This window comes from Salmonella sp. NW177 (assembly GCF_051811585.1).
GTDB classification, from domain to species: Bacteria; Pseudomonadota; Gammaproteobacteria; order Enterobacterales; family Enterobacteriaceae; genus Salmonella; species Salmonella enterica.
This window is the reverse complement of record NZ_JAMMZV010000006.1, coordinates 37,975-59,592: the sequence shown is the minus strand read 5'-3', so window position 1 is coordinate 59,592 and position 21,618 is coordinate 37,975. Positions and strand designations below refer to the sequence as shown.

The 21,618-nt window shown below is 52.8% G+C and carries 24 protein-coding genes and 1 riboswitch; of the genes, 10 read left to right on the top strand and 14 right to left on the bottom strand.

Translation table 11 applies throughout. The annotated features are described in order from the left end of the window. Window positions 1-7 precede the first annotated feature (7 nt). From NA986_RS16945 to NA986_RS16930, 4 genes are read right to left on the bottom strand one after another with little or no spacing between them, the layout of a single operon-like run. Window positions 8-1,000: a transketolase family protein gene (locus NA986_RS16945; protein ID WP_023216738.1), complete on the bottom strand. Its 993-nt coding sequence runs from the start codon at window positions 998-1,000 to the stop codon at window positions 8-10. Further along, window positions 1,000-1,845 (bottom strand): transketolase, encoded by an 846-nt coding sequence (locus NA986_RS16940; protein ID WP_000784291.1) that lies wholly within the window; start codon window positions 1,843-1,845, stop codon window positions 1,000-1,002. Before NA986_RS16940 ends, NA986_RS16945 begins: the two co-directional genes overlap by 1 nt. A gap of 13 nt (window positions 1,846-1,858) precedes the next feature. Next, the gene (locus tag NA986_RS16935; protein WP_000924697.1) at window positions 1,859-2,608 is read right to left on the bottom strand and encodes an SDR family NAD(P)-dependent oxidoreductase; all 750 of its coding nucleotides are present in this window, start codon (window positions 2,606-2,608) and stop codon (window positions 1,859-1,861) included. 50 nt (window positions 2,609-2,658) lie between these two features. Continuing rightward, complete coding sequence (locus tag NA986_RS16930) at window positions 2,659-3,990, bottom strand: MFS transporter (protein ID WP_023216739.1); 1,332 nt, start codon at window positions 3,988-3,990, stop codon at window positions 2,659-2,661. 539 nt (window positions 3,991-4,529) lie between these two features. On the opposite strand from NA986_RS16930, the gene NA986_RS16925 reads away from it, so the two are divergent. From NA986_RS16925 to NA986_RS16900, 6 genes are all read left to right on the top strand, one after another. Then, window positions 4,530-5,453 (top strand): LysR substrate-binding domain-containing protein, encoded by a 924-nt coding sequence (locus NA986_RS16925; protein WP_001075546.1) that lies wholly within the window; start codon window positions 4,530-4,532, stop codon window positions 5,451-5,453. A gap of 73 nt (window positions 5,454-5,526) precedes the next feature. After that, window positions 5,527-6,201 carry a transcriptional regulator CecR gene (gene cecR, locus NA986_RS16920; RefSeq protein ID WP_001025254.1) on the top strand — a complete coding sequence of 225 codons (675 nt, stop codon included), beginning with the start codon at window positions 5,527-5,529 and terminating at the stop codon, window positions 6,199-6,201. Further along, on the top strand, window positions 6,201-7,196 hold the full coding sequence (hlyD, locus tag NA986_RS16915) for a secretion protein HlyD (protein ID WP_000743431.1): 996 nt from the start codon (window positions 6,201-6,203) through the stop codon (window positions 7,194-7,196). Before cecR ends, hlyD begins: the two co-directional genes overlap by 1 nt. Continuing rightward, on the top strand, window positions 7,189-8,925 hold the full coding sequence (locus NA986_RS16910; protein ID WP_001287616.1) for an ATP-binding cassette domain-containing protein: 1,737 nt from the start codon (window positions 7,189-7,191) through the stop codon (window positions 8,923-8,925). The genes hlyD and NA986_RS16910 overlap by 8 nt, the downstream gene beginning before the upstream one ends. Next, on the top strand, window positions 8,918-10,048 hold the full coding sequence (locus tag NA986_RS16905) for an ABC transporter permease (protein WP_000045762.1): 1,131 nt from the start codon (window positions 8,918-8,920) through the stop codon (window positions 10,046-10,048). Before NA986_RS16910 ends, NA986_RS16905 begins: the two co-directional genes overlap by 8 nt. Before the next feature lie 115 nt (window positions 10,049-10,163). Beyond that, complete coding sequence (locus tag NA986_RS16900) at window positions 10,164-11,270, top strand: ABC transporter permease (protein WP_000469052.1); 1,107 nt, start codon at window positions 10,164-10,166, stop codon at window positions 11,268-11,270. Here the strand turns inward: NA986_RS16900 and NA986_RS16895 are convergent. Continuing rightward, the gene (locus tag NA986_RS16895) at window positions 11,232-11,642 is read right to left on the bottom strand and encodes a YbhQ family protein (protein ID WP_000871970.1); all 411 of its coding nucleotides are present in this window, start codon (window positions 11,640-11,642) and stop codon (window positions 11,232-11,234) included. The two genes, NA986_RS16900 and NA986_RS16895, sit on opposite strands and share 39 nt — an antisense overlap. A gap of 132 nt (window positions 11,643-11,774) precedes the next feature. Here NA986_RS16895 and NA986_RS16890 point away from each other — a divergent pair, with 132 nt between their 5' ends. The 3 genes from NA986_RS16890 to NA986_RS16880 are packed head-to-tail and all read left to right on the top strand — an operon-like array spanning window position 11,775 to window position 14,733. Then, complete coding sequence (locus tag NA986_RS16890; RefSeq protein ID WP_000192039.1) at window positions 11,775-12,533, top strand: endonuclease/exonuclease/phosphatase family protein; 759 nt, start codon at window positions 11,775-11,777, stop codon at window positions 12,531-12,533. Then, complete coding sequence (clsB, locus tag NA986_RS16885; protein ID WP_000649639.1) at window positions 12,530-13,771, top strand: cardiolipin synthase ClsB; 1,242 nt, start codon at window positions 12,530-12,532, stop codon at window positions 13,769-13,771. The genes NA986_RS16890 and clsB overlap by 4 nt, the downstream gene beginning before the upstream one ends. Then, complete coding sequence (locus NA986_RS16880; protein ID WP_001129817.1) at window positions 13,771-14,733, top strand: lysylphosphatidylglycerol synthase transmembrane domain-containing protein; 963 nt, start codon at window positions 13,771-13,773, stop codon at window positions 14,731-14,733. The genes clsB and NA986_RS16880 overlap by 1 nt, the downstream gene beginning before the upstream one ends. Window positions 14,734-14,735: 2 nt before the next feature. On the opposite strand, the gene NA986_RS16875 is transcribed toward NA986_RS16880, so the two are convergent. The 9 genes from NA986_RS16875 to moaA form a co-directional block, all read right to left on the bottom strand. Continuing rightward, a complete protein-coding gene (locus NA986_RS16875) occupies window positions 14,736-15,296 on the bottom strand; it encodes a hypothetical protein (RefSeq protein ID WP_001052196.1) in 561 nt (186 codons plus the stop codon). A gap of 7 nt (window positions 15,297-15,303) precedes the next feature. Beyond that, the gene (locus NA986_RS16870; protein ID WP_077957245.1) at window positions 15,304-15,912 is read right to left on the bottom strand and encodes a hypothetical protein; all 609 of its coding nucleotides are present in this window, start codon (window positions 15,910-15,912) and stop codon (window positions 15,304-15,306) included. Window positions 15,913-15,935: 23 nt separating this feature from the next. Next, complete coding sequence (locus tag NA986_RS16865; protein ID WP_023216742.1) at window positions 15,936-16,643, bottom strand: Bax inhibitor-1 family protein; 708 nt, start codon at window positions 16,641-16,643, stop codon at window positions 15,936-15,938. A 145-nt stretch (window positions 16,644-16,788) separates the two neighbouring features. Then, the gene (locus tag NA986_RS16860; protein ID WP_000373611.1) at window positions 16,789-17,493 is read right to left on the bottom strand and encodes a Bax inhibitor-1/YccA family protein; all 705 of its coding nucleotides are present in this window, start codon (window positions 17,491-17,493) and stop codon (window positions 16,789-16,791) included. A gap of 47 nt (window positions 17,494-17,540) precedes the next feature. Continuing rightward, complete coding sequence (gene moaE, locus NA986_RS16855) at window positions 17,541-17,993, bottom strand: molybdopterin synthase catalytic subunit MoaE (protein WP_001209384.1); 453 nt, start codon at window positions 17,991-17,993, stop codon at window positions 17,541-17,543. A 1-nt stretch (window position 17,994) separates the two neighbouring features. Then, window positions 17,995-18,240: a molybdopterin synthase sulfur carrier subunit gene (gene moaD / locus NA986_RS16850; RefSeq protein WP_000598596.1), complete on the bottom strand. Its 246-nt coding sequence runs from the start codon at window positions 18,238-18,240 to the stop codon at window positions 17,995-17,997. Continuing rightward, on the bottom strand, window positions 18,233-18,718 hold the full coding sequence (gene moaC, locus NA986_RS16845) for a cyclic pyranopterin monophosphate synthase MoaC (protein WP_000080894.1): 486 nt from the start codon (window positions 18,716-18,718) through the stop codon (window positions 18,233-18,235). Before moaC ends, moaD begins: the two co-directional genes overlap by 8 nt. A 2-nt stretch (window positions 18,719-18,720) precedes the next feature. Then, window positions 18,721-19,233 carry a molybdenum cofactor biosynthesis protein B gene (gene moaB, locus NA986_RS16840; protein WP_000084604.1) on the bottom strand — a complete coding sequence of 171 codons (513 nt, stop codon included), beginning with the start codon at window positions 19,231-19,233 and terminating at the stop codon, window positions 18,721-18,723. Between the two features lie 21 nt (window positions 19,234-19,254). Then, entirely contained in the window at window positions 19,255-20,244 is a 990-nt protein-coding gene (moaA, locus tag NA986_RS16835) for a GTP 3',8-cyclase MoaA (protein ID WP_000168180.1), read from the bottom strand. After that, window positions 20,232-20,376, bottom strand: a riboswitch (molybdenum cofactor riboswitch). Its footprint overlaps the gene before it by 13 nt. Window positions 20,377-20,640: 264 nt before the next feature. Here moaA and yvcK point away from each other — a divergent pair. After that, on the top strand, window positions 20,641-21,549 hold the full coding sequence (gene yvcK, locus NA986_RS16830) for a uridine diphosphate-N-acetylglucosamine-binding protein YvcK (RefSeq protein WP_070794038.1): 909 nt from the start codon (window positions 20,641-20,643) through the stop codon (window positions 21,547-21,549). Window positions 21,550-21,618 lie beyond the last annotated feature (69 nt).

Genomic DNA, 21,618 nt, shown 5'->3' with positions numbered 1-21,618 from the left:
AAAGTCATTAACGCAGACGATGCTTAATTTTTTCTACCATCATCGCGGTGGAGATGCCGTAGCGATCGTGCAGCGTCGGCAGCGCGCCGGCCAGCAGGAATTCGTCAGGCAAACCAACGGTATCCAGCTCACAGCGTACGCCCTTACGCATCAGCAGCGCGGCAACCGCCTCCCCTAACCCGCCGACCGAGGTATGGTTTTCCGCGGTCATCACCAGGCGACCGGGCTTCGACGCCTGCTCAATAATCGCTTTTTCATCAAGTGGCTTGATTGTCGGCACGTGCAGTACGGCCACGCTGATATTATCGGCGCGTAGCTTTTCAACCACCTCCAGAGCACGCATGGTCATCAGCCCGGAAGAGATAATCAGCACATCATTGCCGTCCTCCAGCAGTTTCGCCTTGCCCAGCTCAAACTGATAGTCGTACTTATCCAGCACCAGCGGCACCTTACCGCGCAGCAGGCGCATATACACCGGGCCGTTATGGTCAGCAATTGCCGGTACCGCCTGCTCTATCTCCAGCGCATCGCAAGGATCGACGATAACCATGCCGGGAATGCCGCGCATAATCGCCAGATCTTCGGTTGCCTGGTGGCTTGGGCCATAACCCGTCGTCAGGCCCGGCAGCGCTGCACAGATCTTCACGTTCAGATGCTCTTCGGCGATCACCTGATGGATAAAATCATAGGCGCGACGGGTGGCAAACGCAGCGTAGGTGGTAGCGAAGGGAATAAATCCCTCTTTCGCCATGCCCCCCGCCGCGCCCATCAGCAACTGTTCCGCCATTCCCATCTGGAAAAAGCGATCCGGGAAAGCCTGGGCGAAAATATGTAGATCGGTATATTTTGACAGGTCCGCGGTCATACCGACGATTTCCGGGCGCTGCGCCGCCAGTTTTGACAGCGCGACGCCAAACGGCGCAGGGATCGTCGCCTGGCCTTCATCGGCGATAGAAGCAATCATCGCGGACGTTTTTAAACGTGGTTTACTCTGGCTCATTACAGCACTCCTTCCGGTTTGTTAGCGTCCAGCACCGCAATCGCTTTTTGCCACTCGTCAGCATCGACGCGAATAAAATGGTTCTTATCGCGGGTTTCGAGGAACGGCACCCCTTTGCCCATCAGCGTGTCGCAGAGAATGACCCGCGGCTGGTTGCCGGCATGACTTTTCGCGTTGTCAAAGGCCGCAATCACCGCGGCCAGATCGTTACCGTCCACGCGCTGTACGTACCAGCCGAAAGCGGCCCATTTTTCATGCAGCGGCTCAAAGCCGAGGATTTTGCGCGAATCGCCGTCCGCCTGCTGTTTGTTGACATCAACGATGTTAATCAAGTTAGTCAGGCCATAGTGGGCTGCCGACATCGCCGCTTCCCAGGTTGAACCTTCGTCCAACTCCCCATCCGACATAGAGTTATAAACCCAGGACGTGCTGCTCTTTTGCTTCAGCCCGAGCGCCATTCCTACGGCAATGGACAGCCCCTGCCCCAGCGAACCACCGGACATCTCCATCCCCGGCGTGTAGGTCGCCATCCCCGACATCGGCAGGCGGCTGTCGTCGGAACCGTAGGTTTCCAGCTCCTCTTCCGGGATAATTCCCGCTTCCAGCAGCGCCGCATAGTAGGCGATAGCGTAATGGCCGTGAGAAAGCAGGAAGCGGTCGCGCCCTTCCCACTCAGGGTCTTCCGGACGGTAGGTCATCGCGTGGCTGAACGCGGTTGCCAGCACATCGGCATAGCCCAGAGCCTGGCCGATATAGCCCTGTCCCTGAACTTCCCCCATTTGCAGGGCGTAGCGGCGGATGCGCCACGCCGCTGCGGCGACTTTTTGTGATTCGGTCATCTTCATCTCATTGCCTCGCTTAGTGAATTAACATGCCGCCGTTAACATCCAGGGTGATACCGGTGGAGTAGGACGCGAGATCGCTTCCCAGGAACAGCGCGGCGCGCGCGATGTCTACCGCATCGCCCAGGCGGTTCATCGGGATCCCGGCAAGGATGTTGGCCGTCATTTCATCGGTCAGCTTACCGGCGGTGATGTCGGTCTGAATCAGCCCCGGAGTGATGCAGTTTACGCGGACGTTATCGGGGCCAAGCTCACGCGCCATCGCCCGCGCCAGACCGAGCACGCCGGCTTTTGCCGCGCTGTAGTGCGGGCCGCCGAAGATACCGCCGCCGCGCTGGGCGGAAACGGAGGAGATGCAGACAATGCTGCCGGATTTTTGCGCTCTCATGACCGGGATAACCGCCTGTGACATCAACAGCGTGCCGCGCAGGCTGACGTCAAGCACCGCGTCATAATTAGCGCGCTTAATGTCCATTAGCTTCAGCGGCTGAGTAATACCGGCGTTATTCACCAGTACATCGACCCGACCATATTTAGCCATGATCTGTTCAATTGCCGCCTGAACCTGAACTTCGTCAGCGACGTTTGCCGCCAACCCGAGATGACCTTCGCCTAATGCCGCAGCTGCGGCTTCACTGGCTTCGCCATTGAGGTCGATAATGACCACTTTAGCGCCGTTTTCAGCAAATAATTTCGCGGTAGCAAAACCCAAACCGCGTGCGGAGGCCGCGCCAGTAATAATGGCGACTTTATCTTTTAATAACATATTTTCACTCCATGACATTACGTCATATTAATTAACAGGATATATTTCCGTTATTGTGGCTCATCGAGGAAGAGAATAACCACCAGACCAATTGCTGCGCAGATACCGAAATAGGTAAATACAGAATTAAAGCTGCCGGTCTTATCAAGTAAAAAACCCGCAGCCATCGGAGCGACAAACCCGCCGAGGTTGCCGCCGCTATTGATAATAGAAGAGGCAATGGGATAAGTTTTCGTGTCCGAAACCGCCATACCGTATGCTGTGAATGCGGGCCAGCCAATATTCAGGCATAAACCGACGAAGAATAACCCAACACATACCGCCCAGGTGCTTGCCGGAATATTCAGCATAATTAACATCATGACCACGGTGGAAATAGCGGTAAACATCATCGTTGGCTTACGACGACGGCCTAATACTTTATCCGAAATCCATCCGCCGCCAATCGCGCCAATAAACCCGCCGATGCACGGCATACTGGCTACAAACCCCATACTCATGACATCAAAACCGCGCTCTTTCACTAAATAGAGCGGAATCCAGGTTAATAAGCCGTACAGCACGCTAACCATCATAAAATAGGCCAGGCAGTCACCGAGGATATTTTTGGAAGTAAATAATCCTTTTGCCGTATCGATAGGCGCCATTTTTTTCACCCGAATAATTTTATCCAGCAAAGTGAAACGATCGGCAATTAATATATTTTCCCGCACGGTGTTTTTATGGATATCACGCCCGGCATTAATCTCTTCCAGTTCACTTTGCGAAACAAATCCGCTCTCTGAAGGTTTTGACTTAACCAGTAAATACCAGGCAATCGCCGCCATGATCCCCGGGATCGCAAAGGAGAAAAAGACCCACCGCCAGCCCCAGGTGACCGCAATCCACACCGCCAACGGCGGCACGATAATCGGCGCAAACATGGTGGCCGCGATATAAACGCCGGTTGCCGTGGCTTTCTCTTTCGGCGGGAACCAGTTATTAATCGTTGAAGCCAGCCCCACCGGGCATGGTCCTTCGCTAAGCCCCAGTCCCAGTCGCACCATCTTCAGGCTAAACACCGAACTTACCGTGCCCATCAGCCAGGTGAAAGCGGAAAAGCCGAAAATTGACAGTGAAACTAACCCCCGCGTGCCGCGTTTGGCGATAAAAAAACCTGCCGGGATCTGGCTTACCGCGTAGCCAAGGAAAAACATACTGGCGATGGCCCCGGCTTCAAAGTTGTTGATATGAAACTCATTAATGATAAACGGCAGCACCGCGCCGATATTGGTTCTGTCGGCGTAATTTATTGCATACACCAGGAAAATCATCGTCAAAACCACCAAACGATATTTTGTCTTCCTGGCGTCAGTACAGACTACAGTATCTATACGTGACATAGGGTATCCTCATTATTGTTTATACCCTTCATACTTCAAGTTGCTTATGTGTTGGCTACGGATACTCGGCCCATCCATGGGCCTCGCCCTGACGGGCCGTCGCACGCGACGTTCAAATCTGCTCCCGGCAGATTTGTCGCTCACCCCAGTCACATAGTTATCTATGCTCCTGGGGACTCACTCCCTTGCCGCCTTTAAGCAACTCGAATTATTTTGGGTATATGTTTTTTCGCGAACCTTACCGCATCGCGCCTTGTTATCAGGCCTGTGGTTGCAATATAACAATCCCCAAAAGAAACGGTATTCAAAAAACCTCAATTATGAATGAGGAAAATTTGCTTCGTGACTGGATTCAAATTATTGTTGAATCAGCTTGACCGACAGAAATGGCAGATAAAACTGTTAACTTCATCACGAATTACCCCATAACTTATTTTTCGCCTATGTTAAGCTGACCAGGTATTAGGGGAGTAACCGCTGAATTTACTTCCTGGGGTAATAAAATTGGGCGATCATCATTCCATTCACCGGAGATAATCATGAACCAGCCACTACAGAATAAAAGCTTGCCTGTGCCATCTTTACGCAATATCCAGGCATTCATTGAAGTGGCTGATACCAACAGCCTGAATCTGGCAGCTGAAAATCTCAATGTTACGGCCTCCGCGGTAAGCCATCAGATAGCCAGTCTGGAACAGTATCTGGGAAAGAAACTTTTTTCGCGCAGCAGTAAAGGCGTCGTATTGACCGCGATTGGTGAAAAATATTTAAAAGAGGTTTCGGGGGCGTTAAACATTATTGGACAGGCTACCAACCAGGTCATAAATGATATTCACCAGGATTATTTACGCATACATTCAGCACCGAGTTTTGGATTACTATGGTTGATGCCCCGTCTGAATAAATTTCGCCAGGCCTGGCCTGAGCTTAAAATTAGCCTGACCTGTTCTTACGAAAGTATTCAGTTCTCCCGTGATAATATCGACATCGATATCCGCCACGGCCTTTCACAATGGCCGACGCTGGTCGTCAAAACCATAAAAAATGAACGTATGCTCCCCTATACGTCATCGACTTATTTAGCGAGTCATAGCATTCAAAACATTGAAGACTTACTGGGTTGCGATCTTATTCATTCAGATAGCACGCTGATCAACTGGAGCAACTGGCTGTCCTGGCATAAGGTTCGCGGCTGGAATAAAAACTTTATTTTTAATTTTGACCGCTCCTATATGAGCATTGAGGCTGCACGTATGGGCATGGGGATTATTCTTGAAAGCAATTTACTGGCCGGACAAAGCGTTAGCCAACGCCACCTGGCGCCCGTTTTTACGACTGACGTGAGTATGCCGGTTAACGCTCACCACTTCGTTTTGCCACATCACAATGAACAAAAAGAGAAAGTAAAGATATTCTTTAATTGGGTTTCCAAAGAGCTAAGCCGCGAAGGATTTCAGATCTAATAGCTGGCGGTAGACAAACCTGAAATGTGCGCCTAAAGTTAATCAATCGATTGATTAAGACTTAGGGCGTGTGATGAATATTCCCACCACGACCACCAAGGGCGAGCAGGCGAAAAGTCAGCTCATTGCCGCCGCACTGGCGCAGTTTGGCGAGTATGGCCTCCATGCCACCACGCGCGATATCGCCGCGCTGGCGGGGCAAAATATTGCCGCCATTACTTACTATTTCGGCTCAAAAGAGGATTTATACCTCGCCTGCGCCCAGTGGATTGCCGATTTTCTTGGCGAAAAATTTCGCCCCCATGCTGAAAAAGCGGAACGTCTGTTTAGCCAGCCTGCCCCTGACCGGGACGCCATACGCGAACTCATTCTGCTCGCCTGCAAGAACATGATTATGCTGCTGACGCAGGAAGACACCGTTAACCTGAGCAAATTTATTTCACGCGAGCAGCTCTCTCCCACGTCGGCCTATCAATTGGTCCATGAACAGGTTATCGATCCGTTGCACACCCATCTGACAAGATTGGTTGCCGCTTATACCGGCTGCGACGCCAATGATACGCGCATGATTTTGCATACCCATGCCTTACTGGGCGAAGTGCTGGCGTTTCGTCTCGGCAAAGAAACTATTCTGTTACGTACCGGCTGGCCGCAGTTTGATGAAGAAAAAGCGGAGCTGATTTACCAGACGGTAACCTGCCACATCGATCTTATTCTGCACGGTTTAACGCAAAGGAGTCTGGACTGATGAAAAAACCTGTCGTTATCGGACTGGCAATCGCAGCGATCGTCGCTGTGATTGCCGGTGGAACCTGGTGGTATCAAAGTCGGCAGGACGATGGGCTGACGCTATACGGTAATGTCGATATCCGTACCGTCAATATCAGCTTTCGCGTCGGCGGCAGGCTGGCATCGCTGAATGTTGATGAAGGCGATGCCATCAAAGCCGGACAGGTGCTCGGCGAACTGGATCACGCGCCATACGAAAACGCGCTAATGCAGGCGAAAGCTGGCGTGTCGGTCGCGCAGGCGCAATATGATTTGATGCTGGCAGGCTATCGCGATGAAGAGATAGCCCAGGCCGCCGCCGCCGTCAGACAGGCGCAAGCCGCCTATGACTACGCACAAAACTTTTATAACCGTCAGCAAGGATTGTGGAAAAGCCGCACCATTTCCGCTAACGATCTGGAAAACGCCCGCTCATCGCGCGATCAGGCGCAGGCGACGCTGAAGTCCGCGCAGGATAAACTGAGCCAGTACCGTACCGGTAATCGTGAACAGGATATCGCCCAGGCGAAAGCCAGCCTGGAACAGGCAAAGGCCCAACTGGCGCAGGCGCAGCTTGATTTGCAGGACACCACGCTTATCGCGCCTGCCAACGGAACCTTGCTCACCCGCGCGGTCGAGCCTGGCAGTATGCTGAACGCCGGCAGCACGGTATTAACGCTCTCGCTGACCCGCCCCGTCTGGGTGCGCGCCTATGTCGATGAACGCAACCTCAGTCAGACGCAACCGGGGCGCGACATTCTGTTGTATACCGACGGTCGTCCTGACAAACCTTACCACGGCAAGATTGGTTTCGTTTCGCCCACCGCGGAATTTACGCCGAAAACCGTCGAAACGCCGGATCTGCGTACCGATCTCGTCTATCGCCTGCGCATTATCGTCACCGATGCGGACGATGCGTTACGCCAGGGGATGCCAGTCACGGTGAAATTTAATGACGAGGCACGGCATGAGTGAGGCCGTTATTACGCTGCACGGTCTGACGAAGCGCTTTGCGGGAATGGATAAACCCGCCGTCGCGCCGCTCGACTGTACCATTCATTCCGGTTATGTCACCGGGCTGGTAGGGCCGGACGGCGCAGGAAAAACTACGCTGATGCGTATGCTGGCGGGCCTGCTCAAAGCCGATGGCGGCAGCGCGTCCGTATTGGGCTTCGACCCGATACAAAACGACAGCGAGCTGCACGCGGTTCTGGGCTATATGCCGCAGAAATTCGGTCTGTATGAAGATCTTACCGTCATGGAGAACCTTAATCTCTATGCCGATTTACGCAGCGTTACCGGCGAGATACGGGAAAAGACCTTTGCCCGTTTGTTGGAGTTTACCGCCCTCGGCCCTTTCACTGGCCGTCTGGCGGGGAAATTGTCCGGCGGGATGAAGCAAAAACTGGGGCTGGCCTGTACGCTGGTCGGCGAACCGAAAGTGCTGCTGTTGGATGAACCGGGCGTTGGCGTTGACCCGATTTCACGGCGCGAGTTGTGGCAAATGGTCCACGAACTGGCGGGCGACGGGATGCTGATTTTATGGAGCACCTCCTATCTGGATGAAGCCGAACAGTGTCGCGATGTACTGCTGATGAATGAAGGCGAGCTGCTCTATCAGGGCGAACCTAAAGCGCTGACGCAAACGATGGCCGGTCGTAGCTTTCTGATGAGTAGTCCACAGGAAAACAACCGTAAGTTGCTACAGAGAGCGCTCAGACTGCCGCAGGTGAGCGACGGCATGATTCAGGGACGTTCGGTACGCCTGATCCTGAAAAAAGAGGCGACCGCAGCAGATATTCGTCAGGCCGAAGGGATGCCGGAAATCACCCTCAATGAGACCGCGCCGCGTTTCGAAGATGCGTTTATCGATCTGCTTGGCGGAGCGGGAACCTCGGAGTCTCCGCTGGGTTCAATCCTGCATACTGTTGAAGGCACTGCCGGCGAAACGGTGATTGAAGCGCAGGAACTGACGAAAAAATTTGGCGATTTCGCGGCCACGGACCATGTTAATTTCGTCGTACAGCGCGGCGAGATTTTTGGCCTGCTCGGCCCGAACGGCGCGGGTAAATCAACCACCTTTAAAATGATGTGCGGCCTGCTGGTGCCGACGTCCGGCAAGGCGCTGGTGCTGGATATGGATCTGAAAGTCAGCTCCGGCAAAGCCCGTCAGCATCTGGGCTATATGGCGCAAAAATTTTCGCTTTACGGCAACCTGACGGTTGAGCAGAACCTGCGTTTTTTCTCCGGCGTCTACGGTTTGCGGGGCCGCGCGCAAAATGAAAAAATTCAGCGCATGAGTGAAGCGTTTGGTCTGAAAAGCATCGCGTCGCATCCCACCGATGCGCTGCCGCTGGGCTTTAAACAGCGACTGGCGCTGGCCTGCTCGCTGATGCACGAACCGGATATTTTATTCCTTGATGAACCAACGTCCGGGGTTGATCCCCTCACCCGCCGTGAATTTTGGCTGCACATTAATAGCATGGTGGAAAAAGGGGTCACGGTAATGGTGACGACCCACTTTATGGATGAAGCGGAATATTGCGATCGCATCGGACTGGTTTATCGCGGGAAGCTTATCGCCAGCGGTACGCCGGACGATCTCAAAGCGCAGGCCGCCGATGAGCAACAGGCCGATCCGACGATGGAGCAGGCCTTTATCACTCTCATCAATGACTGGGATAAGGAGCATACGCATGAGTAAGTCTCTCTCCTGGCGCCGCGTGCGTGCGTTGTGCGTCAAAGAGACGCGCCAGATCGTGCGCGATCCCAGTAGCTGGCTGATTGCGGTGGTGATCCCGCTGCTGTTGCTGTTTATTTTTGGTTACGGCATTAACCTCGACTCCAGCAAGCTGCGGGTGGGGATTCTGCTTGAACAGCAAAGCCAGGAGGCGCTGGATTTCACTCATGCGATGACCGGTTCACCCTATATCGACGCGACCATTAGCGATAATCGCCATGAATTAATTGAAAAAATGCAGGCCGGACGTATTCGCGGACTGGTGGTGATTCCGGTGGATTTCGCGCAGCAAATGGCGCGCGCCGGTGACAGCGCGCCGATTCAGGTGATTACCGACGGCAGCGAGCCAAACACCGCCAACTTCGTTCAGGGTTATGTTGAAGGCATCTGGCAAATCTGGCAACAGCAGCGGGCGGAAGATCGCGGCGACACCTTTGAACCGCTCATCGACGTCCAGACGCGCTACTGGTTTAACCCAGCGGCGATCAGTCAGCATTTTATTATTCCCGGGGCGGTGACCATTATCATGACGGTAATTGGCGCAATCCTCACCTCGCTGGTCGTTGCCCGCGAATGGGAGCGCGGCACGATGGAGGCGCTGCTCTCGACCGAAGTGACGCGTGTTGAACTGCTGCTGTGTAAGCTTATTCCCTATTACTTTCTCGGTATGCTGGCGATGCTGCTCTGTATGCTGGTATCGGTGTTTATTCTCGGCGTGCCGTATCGCGGTTCGCTGGTGATTCTGTTTATCATCACCAGTCTGTTTTTACTGAGTACGCTGGGGATGGGGCTGTTGATTTCCACCATCACTCGCAACCAGTTTAACGCCGCGCAGGTGGCGCTGAACGCCGCGTTTTTGCCCTCGATTATGCTGTCCGGATTTATCTTCCAGATAGACAGTATGCCTGCGGTGATCCGCGCGGTGACCTATATTATTCCGGCGCGCTATTTTGTCAGCACCCTACAAAGTCTGTTTCTGGCCGGCAATATTCCGGTCGTGTTAGGCGTTAACGTACTGTTTTTAATCGCCTCGGCGGTGATGTTTATTGGCCTGACGTGGCTAAAAACCAAACGACGGCTGGATTAACTATGTGTATGGATAATTGTCGTCGTAGGCCGGATAAGGCGTTCACGCCGCCATCCGGTATTATGCCTGATGCGCTTTGCTTATCAGGCCTACAAACTGGACTGAGAGGACGGACATGTTTCATCGCTTATGGACGTTAATTCGCAAAGAACTGCAATCGCTTTTACGCGAACCACAAACGCGCGCGATCCTGATTCTGCCGGTGCTGATTCAGGTCATCCTGTTTCCGTTCGCCGCGACGCTTGAAGTCACTAACGCGACTATCGCCATCTATAACGAAGATAACGGCAAACATTCGGTAGAACTTACCCAGCGCTTTGCCCGCGCGAAAGCGTTTACCCATGTGCTATTGCTGAACAGTCCGCAGGAGATCCAGCCGACTATCGATACGCAAAAAGCGCTGCTGCTGGTGCGCTTCCCGGCGGATTTCTCGCGGAATCTGGATACCTTCCAGCCTGCGCCGATGCAACTCATTCTTGATGGACGTAACTCCAACAGCGCGCAAATCGCCGCCAATTATCTGCAACAGATCGTCAAGGAGTATCAGCAGACATTGATGGACGGCAAGCCAAAGCCCAACAATAGCGGACTGGTGGTACGCAACTGGTATAACCCGAATCTGGACTACAAGTGGTTTGTGGTGCCCTCGCTGATCGCCATGATCACCACTATTGGCGTGATGATCGTCACTTCGCTGTCCGTCGCCCGCGAGCGTGAACAAGGCACTCTGGATCAGCTGCTGGTCTCTCCGCTCACCACCTGGCAGATTTTCGTTGGTAAAGCGGTGCCGGCGCTGATTGTCGCGACCTTCCAGGCCACGATCGTGCTGGCTATCGGCATTTGGGCATACCAAATTCCCTTCGCCGGTTCATTAGCGCTGTTTTATTTCACGATGGTGATTTACGGGCTGTCGCTGGTAGGCTTTGGCTTGCTGATATCATCGCTTTGCGCCACGCAACAGCAGGCGTTTATCGGCGTCTTTGTCTTTATGATGCCAGCGATTTTGCTCTCGGGTTATGTCTCGCCGGTGGAAAATATGCCAGTCTGGCTGCAAAACCTGACGTGGATAAATCCTATCCGCCACTTTACTGATATTACCAAGCAAATTTATCTTAAGGATGCGAGTCTGGGGATTGTCTGGGGAAGTTTGTGGCCGCTACTGGTGATAGCGGCCACCACGGGTTCAGCGGCGTATGCGATGTTTAGACGCAAAGTGATGTAGCTTTTTATCTTTCGCCAGTAGCGAGACCACGGCGGGCCCGGCCAGGATAGCCAGCCCCGCCAGCGCCAGCAAGACATTGTTTTGCAATACGCGGGATAGCAGCCAGAGGACAATCAGCGCGGTGCCGAAGTACCAGGTGGTAGTCAGCTCTTCCAGCACATCCGCCACATCGCGCCAGCGTTGCTCATGATGGCGCTGCAACGCCAGCATCAGCAGTACCGTCACGCCATAAAGCACGCATAATCCCAGGCCGACGCGCACTAATGTGCCGCTCATCCAGCCTATTACCAGCATCGCCACTACCAGTAAATGCAACATAATCTGCCAACAACCGAGGCCGGTTGCGACACGAACGCGTTGTTGCCACTTCATGGCTTTTCTCCTGAAGCATTTTTCTCTCATTATTCAGAGTACCGAACTTTACGGAAAATTCCGTAAGACCGCATCTTTTTGTGACGACGACTACACTATTTCAATCAGGATAGTGACGCGGACAGGAAGAAAATGACTCAACACACGCGAAATTTTTCATTCAAAGTGCTCACAATTAATACGCACAAAGGTTTTACCGCCTTTAATAAACGCTTCATCCTGCCGGAGCTGCGCGACGCCGTCAGAACGGTCGGTGCCGATATCGTCTGTCTGCAAGAAGTGATGGGCGCGCATGAAGTACATCCGCTGCATATCGAAAACTGGCCGGACACTACCCACTATGAATTTTTGGCCGACACCATGTGGAGCGATTTCGCCTATGGCCGCAATGCGGTCTATCCGGAAGGCCACCACGGTAACGCGGTTCTTTCTCGCTATCCCATTGAACATTATGAAAATCGCGACGTCTCGGTCGGCGGTAGCGAAAAACGCGGCGTGCTCTATTGCCGCATTACGCCGCCCATGCTCAACCGCCCTATCCACGTCATGTGCGTACATCTCGGCCTGCGGGAGAGCCACCGCCAGGCGCAGTTAACCATGCTGGCGGGATGGGTGAATGCCTTGCCGGAATCAGAACCGGTGCTGGTGGCCGGAGACTTTAATGACTGGCGGCAAAAGGCCGGCCCGCCGTTAAACGCGGCCGGGCTGGAGGAAATATTCACCCGTGCCCATGGCCGACCGGCGCGCACATTCCCGGTGAGTATGCCGCTGCTGCGACTCGATCGTATTTACGTCAAGAATGCGAACGCCAGTTCTCCTACGGCGCTACCGCTGCGGAACTGGCGACATTTATCAGACCATGCCCCCCTTAGCGCGGAGATCCATCTATGAAATGCGGCTGGCGTGAAGGTAATCAAATTCAGCTACTGGAAAACGGCGACCAGTTCTATCCTGCCGTGTTTGAGGCTATCGCTCAGGCACAGCAAAAAATCATTCTGGAAACCTTTATCTTGTTTGAAGATGAGGTGGGTAAAAAACTCCATGCCGCTCTGCTAAAAGCCGCACAGCGCGGCGTAAAAGCCGAAGTATTACTCGACGGCTACGGCTCTCCCGATCTCAGCGACGCGTTTGTCGGCGAATTAACCTCAGCGGGCGTGATTTTTCGCTATTACGACCCCCGCCCGCGTCTACTGGGGTTGCGAACCAATATCTTCCGCCGAATGCACCGCAAAATTGTGGTGATTGATGATCGTATTGCCTTTGTCGGCGGCATTAACTACTCCGCCGAGCATATGTCGGATTACGGCCCGCAGGCGAAACAAGACTACGCGGTACGGGTCGAAGGGCCTGTTGTGGCCGATATCCTGCAATTCGAAGTCGAGAATCTGCCGGGGCAAAGCCCTGCGCGCCGCTGGTGGAAGCGCCATCACCAGGCCGAAGAAAACCGTCACCCCGGCGAAGCGCAGGCGCTGTTTGTCTGGCGAGATAATGAAGAGCACCGCGACGATATCGAACGTCATTATCTGAAAATGCTGACCCAGGCAAAGCGTGAAGTGATTATCGCTAACGCCTATTTTTTCCCCGGCTATCGCTTGCTCCACGCAATGCGTAAAGCCGCCCGCCGTGGCGTGAGCGTAAAACTGATTGTCCAGGGGGAACCAGACATGCCGATAGTCAAAGTCGGCGCGCGGTTGCTCTATAACTATCTGGTGAAGGGCGGCGTGCAGGTTTATGAATACCGACGCCGTCCGCTGCATGGCAAAGTGGCGCTGATGGACGATCACTGGGCCACGGTAGGGTCGAGTAATCTCGATCCGCTCAGCCTGTCGCTTAACCTTGAAGCTAACCTGATCATTCACGATCGTACCTTTAACCAGACCCTGCGCGATAATTTACAAGGCATCATCGTGAACGATTGTAAGCAGGTCGATGAGTCTATGCTGCCGAAACGCACCTGGTGGAACCTGACCAAAAGCGTGCTGGCGTTCCACTTTTTACGTCATTTCCCGGCGCTGGTCGGCTGGCTACCGGCGCATACCCCGCATCTGGCGCAGGTTCCCCCGCCTGCCCAGCCGGAAATGGAAACCCAGGATCGCGTTGATCCAGAAAATACAGGAGTGAAGCCCTAATGGCTAAATCGCATCCGCGCTGGCGGCTGGCTAAAAAAGTGCTGACCTGGCTGTTTTTTATTGCGGTCGTCGTTCTGCTGGTGGTTTATGCTAAAAAGGTCGACTGGGGCGATGTCTGGACCGTCATCCGCGACTATAACCGCACGGCGCTTTTAAGCGCTGTGGGACTGGTGATCGTTAGCTATCTTCTGTACGGCTGCTACGACCTGCTTGGACGGCTTTATTGCGGCCATAAGCTGGCGAAGCGACAGGTGATGTTGGTATCGTTCGTCTGCTATGCCTTTAACCTGACGCTCAGCACCTGGGTCGGCGGGATCGGGATGCGTTACCGACTATACTCTCGCCTCGGGTTGCCCGGCAGTACTATCACGCGTATTTTCTCACTCAGCATTACCACTAACTGGCTGGGCTATATTCTGCTTGGCGGCATCATTTTTACCTTCGGCATTGTCCAGCTTCCCGACCACTGGTATATCGATGAAGGCACGCTACGTATTCTCGGTATCGTTTTATTGTTGATTATCGCGGTCTATCTGTGGTTTTGCGCCTTTGCGAAGCGGCGGCATATGACGATTAAAGGGCAGAAACTGGTGCTGCCGTCATGGAAATTCGCGCTGGCGCAGATGGCGATCTCCAGCGCGAACTGGATGGCGATGGGCGCCATCATCTGGCTGCTGATGGGTCAGGATGTGAACTATTTCTTTGTACTGGGCGTACTGCTGGTGAGCAGTATCGCGGGCGTCATCGTGCATATTCCGGCAGGCATCGGCGTGCTGGAGGCCGTATTCCTCGCGTTGCTGGCGGGCGAACATACGTCGCAAGGCACGATTATCGCCGCCCTGCTCGCGTACCGCGTGCTTTACTATTTTATTCCCCTGCTGCTGGCGCTGGTGTGCTACCTGATCCTGGAGAGCCGGGCGAAGAAGCTGCGGGCGAAAAACGAGCGGGCGATGGCGAAATAAATTTAAGCAGACGCGTTTTCGCTTTCCAGCACAACGCGTTTTATCCGGTAAAAATAAACATATGCTGAGAAAAAAGACGTATTCATCTGTAAGCGGGAAAAAAGCAGCAATGACCAGCTAAACAGCAGCAGGAGCACTTCGTGAAACTCGCCCATGAATACTGATGACAGGGTACAGAACGTTGCCAACGTAACGGAAATAATGGCCAGTAATAGCGCATAGCGGTAAATAATGACCCCGCTCATTCTTCCTTTAAGCAGGAGCTGATTTGACGGGGTAAGAAAAGCGATATAGCCCACGGCCAGAAAGAAGACCAGCTCCAGATGCTTTTTATTGTGCAGCTCAAACTGCGCAATAACCATGTTTATACTGACGATCCATGTCATGGTCATCATAATCGCCGTAAGCCCAATAACGCCTCCGTGAGGAATACCTTGTTCATACCAGTTTTTTTTGTAGTGGCTGGCCGGATACACAGGTAACTTAATTTCTGGCGGGATCAACTGCCCTTTTTTCACCAGCTCCGCCAGTGTTTTTCCTGTTAGCCACGTCATCAGGTTCATGGGCTTATCATTTCCTTGTCTGTGAGGTGAGATATTTTTGTAATGCGACTCGCACTAATCGACGCCCCAGGCAGAAACGAATCATCATCGTAAACGTTTCGCCATTCATCACCCAGCGGCAAAGCACAACCATAATAATCGCGATAACCAGATCACTTTTTAGTTCGCTATTTTGATTGCACAACACGTCAAATAATCCAGTACCGCAGAGCATAATATTTAATAAAAACAGTAAAACGCAGAGGCGCAACCCCAGGATATAACCCTTGGCAATAAGCCATACCTCAGCCATAACACATAGCATCATACCTATAGCACTGCCCAAATAAATGATTATATTTAGTGGCCAATATAGAATAAACTTATCAAAAACAAAATGCGCACTGCACACACCTCCCACAAGAAGCATAAAACTAAACGCGCAAACAGGCGCAGGATTGGGTAATGAATGTTCCCATGACAATCCGGTAATGAAATGAGAAATCAGCGCTGGCGGGCATTTCTGATTAAAATCCTCGCCGCCATTTTTAATGGCGCGAGTGACGTCTTTAGCTTCACAAAACGCTAACCAAAATTGTTTGCCACATAATTTACTCATTATACCCATCATCACCAACCTGAATAAAAAACCTGCAACGCCTACGACCTGAAAGATAATAGTATTTCCAGAATCATCAAAATGATATAACGACACAGCGTAACCACAGCATTAATAATGCCAAGGTAAAGCGTCAGCGCGCCAAATAAAGCGTAACGAGACAGGGATGAAAACTCGCTGTGGTATAACATGCGGGCATAACCATGAAGTGTCGATTTTTCTAGTGCTGTAATCAATGTCCACACCAATACCGTCAGCACACTGACTATCCAGACCAGAGTGCTACTGGCCACCAGGCTATTGACAACTATCGCAGCGATGATCCCGCTTACCGCCATGAAAATTAACGGCCTGAATAGACCAGAACTGATATTCAGGTAGAAAATAAATAAGGCATTAAGACTAAACATGATTCCAACAATCACGAAAATGGTCGCGCTACCTGAGAAAAGGTAAGCTAATGACACGCCGGTAAGCGTAATGATGGCAATATATATCAACGTTGCGACAACAGTGCCAAAGCGGGAAAGACAGGTAACGGTCCCATACCCCAGGCCAAGCAAAAGTGCTGATATCCACAAAACAACAACAGGTTGAACGTGAGGTATCAAAAAATGAGTATACAACGTTAACCATATAATGCCGGCGGTACACCATAGTCCCAACGCAGTATACCAATAGGTAAGGGATAACATTGTCGCGGGAATAAATGCTATTTGTCGTATACGTATTGCAGCCAGAGGTCCCACTTGTCATTTATCACTCTTCACATGATCACGGTGATAAGAATGGCAAGCGCAGGAAAACATTTCTAAGATATTTATGCTGTTTCGCCCTAAATATAGTCCTAAAAAAATCCTGGCGCAGGGCCAGGATTTTAAGAGATCGCTATAATTAGCGGCGATTGCCAAAAATACGCAGTAACATCAGGAACAGGTTGATAAAGTCCAGGTACAGCGTTAACGCGCCGAGAATCGAATATTTACGCAGATTAGCGCTATCGCGGGTATCTATTTGCTCGCCGATATTTTTCAGTTTCTGCGTGTCATAGGCGGTCAGACCGACAAACACCACCACCCCGATATAGGTTACCGCCCACATCAGCGCTTCACTCTTCAGCCAGAAATTGACCAGCGACGCCAGAACGATACCAATAAGCGCCATAAACAGCATATTGCCGAAACCGCTAAGATCGCGTTTAGTGGTGTACCCGTACAGGCTCATGGCGCCAAACATTCCCCCCGTCACCACAAACGTGCTGGCGATAGAGGAGTAGGTGTAAACGATAAAAATACTGGATAACGTCAATCCGGTTAGCGCCGAATAGAGCATAAACAGCGTCGTCGCCATTCCGGCGCTAAGTTTATGCACCAGTCCCGACAGAACAAACACCAGCGCAAGCTGGGCAATAATTAAGCCAAAGAAGGTGATCTTACTGGAAAAGACAAACATCATGACGGCTGGCGTATTAGCCGCATACCACGCGATAAACGCGGTCAGTAACAGTCCGACCGTCATCCAGCCATACACTTGCGCCATATAGGTCTGCAGGCCGGACCGTGCCTGCACTATTGAATCAGATCGTGGAAATCTGTCCATGATGAACTCCTGTGTGGAAATGATACCCTAAAGCGTATCACATTCTGCTACCAACGTTTCGCCAACTGCTGGTCGCTGTCGCGCGCTTCGACCCAGCGATCGCCTTCCGGCGTGGCTTCACGCTTCCAGAACGGCGCACGGGTTTTCAGATAATCCATAATGAACTGGCCGGCGTCGAACGCGCTACTGCGGTGCGCGCTGGTGACGCCGACAAACACAATCTCATCGCCCGGCCATAATTCGCCAACGCGATGAATCACCGTGACCCGCCCCAGCGGCCAGCGGGAACGCGCCTTCGCGACGATCTCCGCCAGAGCTTTCTCAGTCATGCCGGGATAATGCTCCAGCGTCAGCGCCTTAACGCTATCGCCCAGGTTATGATTGCGCACTTTTCCAGTAAAGGTGACGACCGCGCCGTCTTCGTCGCGCGCCGCCAGCCAGGAATATTCCTCCCCGACGCTAAACGGCGCAGGGCCGACTACAATTCGCGTTTCACGCATGTTAGCCCCCCGTGACTGGCGGGAAAAACGCCACTTCATCGCCCGCCGTCAGCGGATGGTCAAAACTGACCAGCGTCTGGTTGACCGCCGCCAACAGCTTGCCGTCTTCCAGCGCCAGCGCCCAACGATCGCTCTTTGTCGCCAGATGCTGTCGCAGCGACTCAACGGTGGAAAAATCTGCTGGAAGATCCAGCGCGTCAGTTCCTGTAAGCTCGCGAACCTGGGCGAAGAAAAGCACTTTAATCATGCGCATCCACCTTAAAATCCCCCGATTTGCCGCCGCTTTTCGCCAGCAGGCGCACCGGACCAATTACCATATCTTTTTGTACCGCTTTGCACATGTCGTAGATGGTTAACGCCGCGACGGACGCCGCGGTTAACGCTTCCATTTCGACGCCGGTTTTACCGGTCAGACGGCACAGAGACTCAATACGCACGCGGTTATGCTCCGGCTCGGCCTGAAGCTGAATCTCCACTTTACTTAGCAGTAGCGGGTGGCACAGCGGGATCAGCTCCCAGGTGCGTTTGGCGGCCTGAATACCGGCAATTCGGGCGGTGGCGAAAACATCGCCCTTGTGGTGTTTGCCATCAACAATCATCGCCAGCGTTTCACTACGCATGGTAACGAATGCTTCCGCACGCGCTTCACGAACGGTTTCCGCTTTCGCGGAAACGTCCACCATGTGCGCTTCGCCTGCGGCGTTTATATGGGTTAATTGCGACATCGTTATTTCTTTAAATGAGGGTGAAAATTACATGGGCGTGTACGGGCATCCAGCTGCGGCGCAATGATATTCTCCCATGCGGTTCTGCACGCTTTTGTGGAGCCCGGCATGGCGAAAATCAAGGTGTTATTCGCCACGCCAGCTACCGCGCGCGACTGTAGAGTTGCGGTGCCGATCTCTTCAAACGAGAGCATGCGAAACACTTCGCCAAATCCTTCCACTTCACGATCGAACAGCGGCAACAGCGCTTCCGGCGCCTGATCGCCTTCGGTCAAACCGGTCCCACCAGTTATCAATACGACCTGCACCTCATCACTGGCGATCCAGGCGGAAACCTGGGCGCGAATCGCGTAACGGTTTTCTTTAACGATGGCTTTCGCCACCACTTCATGCCCGGCCTCCTGCGCCGAATCACGCAGATAATGACCGGAGGTGTCGTCTTCTTCGCCGCGTCGGCTGGAAACAGTAAGAATAGCGATGCGGGTCGGGATAAATTCAGCGCTGACCTGACTCATCTGAAATCTCCTTATTAAGGATTAACCGCCAATGTAAGATAAATTTTGCGTAATACCAGTATTGCTCTGGTGAAGGAAATGGGTCTGCTTTTTCTCCCGCAACGCGTCGGAAATACGTTCCTCAAGCGCGTATTGCTGCGCATCATCCTGTAACAGGTCGCGTAAACTCACGCCGCCGTCGCCAAACAGACATAAATGCAGCTTACCGACGGACGAAACACGCAGGCGATTACAGGTGGCGCAGAAATCTTTTTCGTACGGCATAATGAGACCGATCTCACCGGCGTAATCGGGGTGACAAAAAACCTGCGCCGGACCATCGCTACGCTGGCGGAGCTGGTGGATCCAGCCGCGCTTAATCAGCTCGTCGCGCAATACCTGACCCGAAATATGATGTTTGCGGAAGAGATCGCTCCCCTCGCCCGTCTCCATAAGTTCAATGAAGCGTAGCTGAATGGGGCGAGGCTGAATCCAGGCAAGGAAGGTATCCAACTGATGGTGATTCACGTCGCGCATCAGCACGGTGTTGACTTTCACCTTTTCGAAACCGGCGTCAAAGGCGGCATCGATGCCCGCCATCACCTGGCGGAATTTGTCCTGACCGGTAATCGCATGGAACTGACGCGCATCCAGACTATCCACGCTAACATTGACGCCCGTCAGCCCCGCTTCGCGCCAGTTCGCGGCATCGCGCGCCAGTCGATAACCGTTAGTGGTCACCGCGATCTGGCGAATAGCATCATTTTCACCCACGGCGGCAATGATGTCGGTAAAATCGCGGCGTAATGAAGGCTCGCCGCCGGTAAGACGCACCTTCTCCGTGCCAAGACTGGCAAAAGCGCGCGTAACGCGACGAATTTCATCAACGGTAAGGAAACCGTTGTTAGTGACGCCGCCAGGTTTGTAGCCATCCGGCAGGCAGTAGGTGCAACGAAAGTTACACACATCGGTAATCGACAAACGCAAGTAGTAAAACTTACGCGCGAAAGCATCGGTAAGTTGTGAAGCCATGTACACCTTTCCAAATACGGGAGGCGGAGTCATTTCTTCCTGCGCCCTGGTGGCAAACGTTAAACGTTGTCACGGCCAAAGCACCATATCAAAAATGACCCAGGTGCAGAGGCTAGAGTGTTTACTGTGGTTACGCCGATACTAGCGTGTAAATGACAATTTCGCCATCACGCTTTCGCTATATAAACATATACATAGCGATATGATCGTGCTATTTAGCGACAGAATACGTGAAAATCACACTTTTACATTGATATATATCATTTAGCCGTGGTAACGCCCTCGCTATAAAGGGGTAGTCGGGAATAATTAATTGTCTTTTAGCCGGTCGGCTAATTGCTGAAAACCCGCGACTTGCGCTACTGTAGCGCTGCTTATTTGACTTCAGGAATTTTTATGCGCAATCGTACGCTGGCTGACCTTGATCGTGTCGTTGCCCTCGGCGGAGGGCATGGATTAGGACGCGTCCTCTCCTCGCTTTCTTCATTAGGTTCGCGCCTGACCGGCATTGTGACTACCACAGATAACGGGGGGTCAACTGGCCGTATTCGCCGCTCGGAAGGCGGGATCGCCTGGGGCGATATGCGCAACTGTCTGAATCAGTTAATTACCGAACCCAGCGTCGCATCCGCTATGTTTGAGTACCGTTTTGGCGGTAATGGCGAACTTTCTGGTCATAACCTCGGAAATTTGATGTTAAAGGCGTTAGATCACCTGAGCGTGCGGCCTCTGGAAGCGATTAATTTAATTCGTAATCTGCTTAAAGTGGACGCGCAGCTGATCCCGATGTCGGAGCTACCGGTAGATCTGATGGCGATTGACGATCAGGGGCATGATATTTATGGCGAGGTGAATATCGATCAGTTAGCGACGCCGCCGCAGGAGATCATGTTAACGCCAAACGTTCCGGCGACGCGGGAAGCGGTACAGGCCATTAATGACGCGGATCTGATTCTGATTGGCCCTGGCAGTTTTTATACCAGCCTGATGCCTTGCCTGCTGCTGGATGAACTGGCGCAGGCGCTGCGGCGCACCCCAGCGCCAATGGTGTATATCGGCAATCTGGGTCGCGAACTGAGTCTGCCCGCCGCCAGTTTAACGCTGGTCGATAAGCTGGCGATGATGGAGCAATATATTGGCAAAAAAGTCATTGACGCAGTAGTGGTTGGGCCGCGAGTTGACGTCAGTGCGGTGAACGATCGGCTGGTGATTCAGGAAGTGCTGGAGGCCAGCGATATCCCCTATCGCCACGATCGTCAGTTATTACATAATGCGCTGGAAAAAGCGCTACAGGCGTTGGGTTAAGCCCGTTTACCGACGACGCTGCGCTTATCAGAAGCCTGTTTACACCGAAGGGTAAACAGGCTCTCTCCC